Source organism: Bacillus sp. S4, assembly GCF_040838205.1.
Taxonomy (GTDB): Bacteria; Bacillota; Bacilli; order Bacillales; family Bacillaceae_G; genus Bacillus_A; species Bacillus_A cereus_U.
In genome coordinates this window covers 1-5,376 of record NZ_JBFPJI010000230.1, presented here as the reverse complement: position 1 = coordinate 5,376, position 5,376 = coordinate 1, and the positions used below count along the sequence as shown (strand labels likewise).

Genomic DNA, 5,376 nt, shown 5'->3' with positions numbered 1-5,376 from the left:
ACATGATAGTGATTTATATAATATTACTATTTTTGGAGATGAACCACATCCAAACTACAATCGCATTATGCTCTCTCATGTTCTGCAGGGAAAAACAAATATGCAAGATATCATTATGAACGAATATAGTTGGTACGAAGAAAATGAAATAACTTTATATACAAACGAGAGAGTTCAAAGTATTGACCGAGAAGAAAAAGTCATTGTCACAGAAAAAAATCGTACTCTTACATATGACAAACTCATTATCGCAACAGGATCTAGTGCTTTTATATTACCTGTTGAAGGTTCCACCCTTCCCGGTGTGACTGGATTCCGAACAATTGAAGATACACAATTTATGATTAATACTGCTAAAGATAAGAAAAAGGCCGTTGTCATTGGTGGTGGATTACTTGGTTTAGAAGCCGCAAGAGGTCTTATTGACTTAGGAATGGACGTACATATTGTTCATTTAATGCCGAGCTTAATGGAGCAACAATTAGATGCCAAAGCTGCTTCTCTATTGCGTGAAGATTTAGAAGCGCAAGGCATGAAATTTCTAATGGAAAAGAAAACTGTGAAGATTCTTGGTACCGATCATGTTGAGGGTATTCAATTTGAAGATGGTGAAATTGTAAATTGTGATTTAATCGTAATGGCTGTCGGAATACGTCCAAATACTCAAATAGCAAAAGATGCTGACTTAATTGTAAATCGCGGCATTGTAGTCAACGACTATATGCAAACAAATGATGAATCCATTTATGCAGTTGGAGAATGTGCAGAACATGATGGTATCGCATATGGACTTGTTGCTCCTCTTTATGAACAAGGTGCAATATTAGCAAAACAAATAACGAATTTACAAACGGATGGATATACAGGCAGTATCGTCGGTACGCAATTAAAAGTTGCAGGTTGTGATTTATTCTCTGCTGGCCAAATTTATGAAGATGATATAACGAAAGCAATATCAATCTTTGATGAATGTAAACGTTCCTATAAAAAAGTATTAATTCGTGACAATAAAGTCGTTGGTATCGTTTTATATGGTGATACTGCTGATGGTACACGCCTCTTTAGCATGTTAAAGAAAGAAGAAGACATACAAGAATATACAGCCGCTTCCCTTCTTCACAAAGCTGGTGAAGGAAGTGAACTTAACGTAGCTACTATGAGTGCGGATGACACTATTTGCGGATGTAATGGTGTTACAAAAGGTACAATCGTTCATGCCATTTTAGAGCAAGAGTTAACTACTTTTGAAGAAGTTAAAGGATGTACGAAAGCTGCGGGGTCTTGTGGTAAATGTCGTCCGCTTGTTGAACAAATTTTATCTCATACACTTGGAGATGCTTTTGATGCCTCAACGCAATCTGCCGGTATGTGTGGATGTACAACTTTATCACGTGATGAAGTCGTAGCGGCAATTCACGAGAAATGTTTAAAATCTCCAAAAGAAGTACGAAATGTCCTTGGTTTTGCACATGAAGACGGCTGTTCGAAATGTCGCCCTGCTTTAAACTACTATTTACGTATGGCGATTCCAGAAGAATATGCAGATGATAAATCATCCCGTTACGTTAATGAAAGAATGAATGGTAACATCCAACATGATGGTACATTTTCTGTTATTCCACGTATGTACGGAGGCGTTACAACCGCAGATGATTTAATGAAGATTGCTGAGGTTGCGAAAAAATATGACGTCCCTCTCGTGAAAATTACAGGTGCGAGTCGAATCGGCTTATATGGTGTTAAGAAACAAGATTTACCTAACGTATGGGCTGACTTACATATGACTTCTGGATATGCGTACTCAAAATCGCTTCGTAATGTAAAATCATGTGTTGGTTCTCGTTTCTGTCGGTTCGGTACGAAAGATTCATTAGGACTTGGTATGCTCCTTGAACAATCATTAGAAATGGTAGATACACCTCATAAAATGAAGATGGGTGTAACGGGCTGTCCACGTAACTGTGCGGAAGTACTTACGAAAGATTTCGGTGTTGTGTGTGTTGAAAATGGATTCCAACTTTATATCGGCGGAAATGGTGGTACAGAAGTACGTGAAGCTGATTTTGTAATGATCGTCCCTACTGAAGATGATGTCCTTCGCATCGCAACAGCTTACATGCAATATTATCGTGAAACTGGTATTTATGGGGAACGTACTGCCTACTGGACAGAACGGTTAGGCTTCGATCACATAAAAGAAATACTACAGGATACAAGTATGGTCACGATGTTAAATGAGCGTTTCCAAACAGCGCGTAGCACATATAAAGAAGCTTGGGGACAGGCACTAGAAACGAAATCATTAAAAGCTATGTATGAAGTAGAAACTGTGAAATAAGGAGCTGTGAACCATATGTTACAAACGAAAGAGAAAATAAAAGTTATGCGTGCGGAAGACCTTCCTATTCAAATTGGTAAAGAAGTGCAAATGAAAGACATGTCTATCGCCCTATTTCGTCTTTCAAATGGCGATATTCGAGCTGTAGAAAATCGCTGCCCTCATAAAAATGGACCATTAGCAGAAGGAATTGTATCTGGGGAATTCGTCTTTTGTCCACTACATGATTGGAAAATTTCATTACTAACAGGTGAAGTTCAAAAACCGGATGACGGCTGTATTCAAACGTACGAAGTAGAAGTTATCGACGGAGATATTTATATATATATGTAATTTACAAAAGGAAGCCTCCTCTGGCTTCCTTATTAAATAAAAATAGACGAGGTGCGAATATGAACGGATATGTATATTTAGTTGGTGCAGGACCAGGTGATGAAGGACTTATTACTAAAAAAGCGATAGATTGCTTAAAGCGTGCAGATATTGTCTTATATGACCGCTTATTAAATCCTTCCTTTCTTAGTTATACAAAGCAAACTTGTGAACTTATTTATTGCGGCAAAATGCCGAAAAATCATACAATGCGACAAGAAATGATTAACGCCCACCTTCATCAATTTGCGAAAGAAGGAAAAATCGTTGTCCGCTTAAAAGGCGGAGATCCATCTATTTTCGGCAGAGTTGGTGAAGAAGCAGAAACTTTAGCGGCAGCAAACATTCCATACGAGATTGTGCCAGGTATTACAGCTAGCATCGCCGCTAGTATCTATGCAGGCATCCCCCTCACCCACCGTAACTACAGTAATAGCGTCACTTTACTAACTGGACATGCAAAAGGTCCTTTAACCGATCATGGAAAATATAATTCATCCCACAATAGCGACACAATCGCCTACTACATGGGTATAAAAAACTTACCTACCATTTGTGAAAACTTACTACAAGCAGGAAAAAAAGAAGATACACCCGTAGCAGTCATTGAATGGGGTACAACTGGAAAGCAACGCGTTGTCACAGGGACTCTAGCAACCATTGTTCATAACGTCAAAACCGAAAATATTTCTAACCCTTCCATGACGATTGTTGGTGATGTCGTTTCCTTACGTAACCAAATCGGTTGGAAAGAACATAAACCATTGCACGGCAAGAAAGTTTTATTTGCATCTGCAACAAATAAAGAAAGTTCAATAAAACAAATGTTACAAGAATCCGGTGCAGAAATATATCAAATCCCAACTTTCCAAAAGGAAGAATACACATTAACCTCTGAACAAATCAATGAAATTTTTAGTGTTGATCGCCTTGTATTTTGTTCAGCTGAGAGTGTAGAGATTTTGATGCAATCATGCAGTAAGCACCATAAAGATATTCGTTCCTTACAGGCAGAACTGCAATATATGAACCTTCCTGTTCAAGAAAAGCTTATGCAGTATGGATTGTTAAGTAAACCTGCAGCGTTTTCTTCTAATACAACTATTTATTTAGGCCGAAATATTAATCGAATTGCTTTCATTCAAGAAAAAATTGGTGCAGGCTCCTATATGATGACTCATGAGTATACAATCGATAATCGCTTCGATGAAATTCATTCCCGTATGCTTTCGGAATTCTCATGGGATAGCATTGTATTTGAAGGACGCGCTTCAATTGATACGTTTCTATCAGAAGTAAAGCGTCTTGGATTTATGCATGTTCTTACTCTTCCATTCTCGTATACAGACGTTCCAACTTTACACTATGCGAATAAAGTCGGGTTACATAACATTGATCATCAATTACAAGACATTATTATGAAGAAGGATATGGTGGCAAGATGAAAGGAATTGTATATGTTGGACACGGTAGTCGACTACAAGAAGGCAATGAACAATTCATTCACTTTATTCAATCAGTTATGACAGAGCGTAACGAAAGAATTCAAAAAATAGCTTTTCTTGAACTAACAACACCTACCATTCAAGATGCAGTTACAGAAACAATACTAGAGGGATCAACTGAAATAATGATAGTTCCTGTTTTATTATTTGCAGCAGCTCACTATAAACGTGATATTCCTTTTGAGATAGAGCAAATGCAAAAGAAATATCCACATATAAATTTTTCAGTTGCACCACCTTTTAGTACGCATCCACATATGGTTGAACTTGTAGTTAAAAGAATACGTGAAACAATGCCAATGCAAGACAGTAGAATTATACTCGTCGGTCGAGGTAGTAGTGACCCTCAGCCGATATATGAATTACAACAAATTGGAGCAGCTGCCGGACGAAAACTCGGTATGCCAGTATCTTGTTCCTTTTTAACAAAAGGAACTCCCTCTTTTACTGCTGAGCTCAAAAATATAACACAGGCTGCGTCACATGTATATGTCATGCCGTACCTTCTCTTTACCGGATTATTGCTTCAAAAAATTAAATTACATACAAAAAAGTATGATCACGTTACAACTTGCAACTGCCTTCAGTTTGATACATACATGAAGTTAACATTATTAGAACGAATGGAGGAATGTGTGTATGTATAACCTGTACCCTCTTATGTTTAATCTAAATCAAAAAGTGGTCGTTATCATTGGTGGTGGTAAAATTGCATATCGAAAAGCGTCTGGATTAAAGGATACAGGCGCTTTTGTCACGGTTGTCAGCCCGGAAATTTGCGAGGAAATGAAGGAGCTTCCTTATGTTACATGGAAGCAAAAAACTTTTACTAATGATGATATTAAAGATGCCCATCTTATTTATGCCGCAACAAATCAACATACTGTAAATATGATGGTCAAGCAAGCTGCTCATGATTTCCAATGGGTTAACGTTGTAAGTGATGGTACAGCATCATCATTTCACACACCTGGTGTCATACGAAATGATGAATTTGTTGTCAGTATTTCAACTTCAGGTAAAGATCCATCGTTTACAAAGCGTATGAAACAAGAATTATCATCTGTCCTTCCTAAACTTATAAAAAAGCTTTCTCGTACTCACAAATTGTAATCTATCTCTTGGCTAATATATTAATTACCTTTGGACAAACGTTCTTTG

5 protein-coding genes are annotated in these 5,376 nt (G+C 37.6%); all 5 read left to right on the top strand.

The window, feature by feature from the left end; translation table 11 throughout:
• The coding region (nirB, locus tag AB3X48_RS17150) for a nitrite reductase large subunit NirB (protein ID WP_367959757.1) at window positions 1-2,338 on the top strand (2,338 nt) is incomplete at its 5' end.
• A gap of 15 nt (window positions 2,339-2,353) precedes the next feature.
• Complete coding sequence (nirD, locus tag AB3X48_RS17145) at window positions 2,354-2,671, top strand: nitrite reductase small subunit NirD (RefSeq protein WP_002148387.1); 318 nt, start codon at window positions 2,354-2,356, stop codon at window positions 2,669-2,671.
• A gap of 59 nt (window positions 2,672-2,730) precedes the next feature.
• Window positions 2,731-4,155, top strand: a complete 1,425-nt coding sequence (locus AB3X48_RS17140) for a uroporphyrin-III C-methyltransferase (protein ID WP_016104686.1) — start codon at window positions 2,731-2,733, stop codon at window positions 4,153-4,155.
• On the top strand, window positions 4,152-4,862 hold the full coding sequence (locus AB3X48_RS17135; protein ID WP_016104685.1) for a sirohydrochlorin chelatase: 711 nt from the start codon (window positions 4,152-4,154) through the stop codon (window positions 4,860-4,862). The genes AB3X48_RS17140 and AB3X48_RS17135 overlap by 4 nt, the downstream gene beginning before the upstream one ends.
• Entirely contained in the window at window positions 4,855-5,328 is a 474-nt protein-coding gene (locus AB3X48_RS17130; RefSeq protein ID WP_016104684.1) for a precorrin-2 dehydrogenase, read from the top strand. Before AB3X48_RS17135 ends, AB3X48_RS17130 begins: the two co-directional genes overlap by 8 nt.
• The last annotated feature ends 48 nt before the right edge of the window (window positions 5,329-5,376 follow it).

What these genes read in the sequence shown, in the direction of transcription:
- AB3X48_RS17130 (WP_016104684.1), top strand. Translation starts at nt 4,855, where the DNA reads ATGTATAACCTGTACCCTCTTATGTTTAATCTAAATCAAAAAGTGGTC.
- nirD (WP_002148387.1), top strand. Translation starts at nt 2,354, where the DNA reads ATGTTACAAACGAAAGAGAAAATAAAAGTTATGCGTGCGGAAGACCTT.
- AB3X48_RS17135 (WP_016104685.1), top strand. Translation starts at nt 4,152, where the DNA reads ATGAAAGGAATTGTATATGTTGGACACGGTAGTCGACTACAAGAAGGC.
- AB3X48_RS17140 (WP_016104686.1), top strand. Translation starts at nt 2,731, where the DNA reads ATGAACGGATATGTATATTTAGTTGGTGCAGGACCAGGTGATGAAGGA.